Origin of the sequence: Haloferax sp. KTX1 (assembly GCF_902410085.1) — an archaeon.
In the GTDB taxonomy this organism is placed as follows: domain Archaea; phylum Halobacteriota; class Halobacteria; order Halobacteriales; family Haloferacaceae; genus Haloferax; species Haloferax massiliensis.
Map to the genome: position 1 here is coordinate 1 of NZ_CABPRH010000294.1, position 407 is coordinate 407.

The 407-nt window shown below is 49.9% G+C and carries 2 protein-coding genes; both read left to right on the forward strand.

Features of this window, described 5'->3' with window-relative positions; genetic code table 11:
* On the forward strand, nt 1-185 hold a 185-nt coding region (locus FY251_RS22940; RefSeq protein ID WP_222847924.1), incomplete at its 5' end, for a hypothetical protein.
* Nucleotides 186-191: 6 nt separating this feature from the next.
* Nucleotides 192-407 (forward strand): glycosyltransferase family 2 protein (locus FY251_RS21910; RefSeq protein ID WP_148417009.1); only part of this gene is annotated, 216 nt, incomplete at its 3' end.

Sequence of the window (407 nt, forward strand, 5' to 3'; positions counted from 1 at the left end):
CAATGGCGCGGTCCAATCTTTTCAGAGAGAAACACCCCCGAATCCGGTATTACAGCATTGATATCAGTGAACTTAATGATCAGGGAAAAATCGAGGCCATGCTTGCTCATTTTGAGCTTGAACCGAGCCCTGGCTTGACGGATATCGTTGGCAAACGCACCAACCTCAAATCGGAATCGGATTGACGCCTGATGATCACCTTTATCTTTTCATTCAATCGTGGGCCACACCTGAAGAACTGCGTGGAGTCAGTCGAGCACTGTGCCAGCCACTCAACCATCGTTATTTATGATGACAACAGCGACGATCCGGAAACACAGCGCATTCTCAAAAAGCTCAATGAGAAACACGAGGTGCGGCAGCCAGGTCAGCTACAGAACCTGAGCATTCACGGCGGGCTCTACAGC